The 1,641-nt window shown below is 73.8% G+C and carries 1 protein-coding gene; it reads right to left on the bottom strand.

Going from position 1 to position 1,641, the window contains the following annotated elements; all coding sequences use genetic code 11:
* Positions 1–193: 193 nt before the first annotated feature.
* The coding region (locus tag HV824_RS35625; RefSeq protein WP_176425253.1) for a winged helix-turn-helix domain-containing protein at positions 194–1,641 on the bottom strand (1,448 nt) is incomplete at its 5' end.

Below are 1,641 nucleotides of genomic sequence, written 5' to 3'. Positions count from 1 at the left end.
CACCCCACCGCCACGACCGCCGCCGCAACGACAAACAGCTTCATCAACGTCGACTTCATGTGAGTTCTCCCATCTCTGGTTTGACTGGTCGCATCGCACGCCGCCGTCAAACACAGGCAGCCCCCCCCCATGCGATGATTGAGATTGTCGCGAGGCCGCGGCGCCCGGGCGAGTTAAGCCGGATTAAATCGCGCTAAACCGTCACGAAGACAAAACCCTCGGCGGTCTCCAGCCGGTAGCCAGGCGGCTCGAACACGATGCGGGCCTCCATTCCCTCCAGCAGGCCCCGCGCGTGGCTGACGTGGACGCGCAGCGCGTTGTCGTGGAGCCGCGGGTCGTAGTCCGCGTCCCACATCGCCCGGACGCAGTCCTCTTTCGACACGGCGCGGCCCGGCTGACTTGCCAGCGCATACAGCAGCCTGCGCGGAAGCACCCGCCGCGCCAGGGACACGGTCCGCCCCGCCCCCCGGAGCTCGTGGCGCCGCGCATCCAGCACCACCACGCCAGCCGCTCCGGAGGGCCCGCCGTCGTCCACGGGCGCGCTGGCGCGGAGCGCCGCCCGGTCCGTGAAGACGTGGCTCGCCAGCGTGGGGACCACCTCCGGGTCCACCCCACCCTCCGCGGCGCTCCGGCTGGCGGACGCCAGCGCGTCGCGAGCCTCCACCTCACGCCCGTGCAGCCGGTGGAGACACGCGCGCGCCAGGTGGCCCAGCGCGCGCTCCAGCGCGAAGTCCGTCCCCTCCACCAGCGACTCCATCGACACGAGCAGGCCCAGCGCCAGCACCTCGTCGCCGCGCCGCGCGGCCTCCAGGGCCACCAGCGCCCGCTGCCGGGCCGCGACCCCTGGCCGCACCTCGCGCGGCTCCACCCGGGTGGGCCACGACTCCACCGTCAGCACATCCATGCGCCGGGCCGACGCCACGGCCCGCGACATGCCCAGCACCCGCAGGCGGCGAATGTCTCCCTCCAGCACCTCCAGCAGCGCCCTGGCCTCGGCGCACCGGCCCAGCTCCAGCAACACGCGGCCCGCGCCAGCCCGGCACAGCAGGGCGATGAACAGGTAGCCCCCCCGCTCCGCGCGGGCCTCCACCTTGCGCAGCGCCACGAGCGCGTCCCGGCGATGCCCCCGCTCCGCCAGCACCCACGCGGCGATGCAATCCAGCTCCAGCGCCAGCCTGGGAGCGCCCAGTTCCTCCATGCGTGCCCAGGCCTCCGTGAGCGCCGACTCGGCCTCGGCGAAGCGGCCCAGCCGGCTGAAGATGCCCGCGGACATGGCCGTCACCAGCGCCCCCCGCGAGTCGGCGCGCGCGTCCTCCAGCAGGACGATGCCGCGCTCCACCGGCTCGGCCAGCTCGCTGTCCCGCCCGTCGAGCCAGAGCATCAACGCGCGTGAGTAGGCGCACCATCCCCGCGCCCGCCGGTCGTCCGAGGCCGCGGCGGCGCCGTCCAACAGCTCCAGCGCCTCGTCGATGCGGCCCTGGAAGTAGCGCAACGACGCCCACGCCAGCAATTGCTGGAAGAACACCTCCGCGCCGCCGGGGGCGGGCATGGCCTCCAACGTCCGCTCACACGCGTCCAGCTCCAGGGCGAAGAGGGCCGCCCGCACCAGCACCGCGCCCACCCCCTCGCGCAGGCCCGCGT

The organism is Myxococcus sp. AM009 (assembly GCF_013372605.1).
GTDB lineage: Bacteria > Myxococcota > Myxococcia > Myxococcales > Myxococcaceae > Myxococcus > Myxococcus vastator.
The sequence above is the reverse complement of the archived record's forward strand: the minus strand, read 5'-3'. Positions and strand labels throughout refer to the sequence as shown.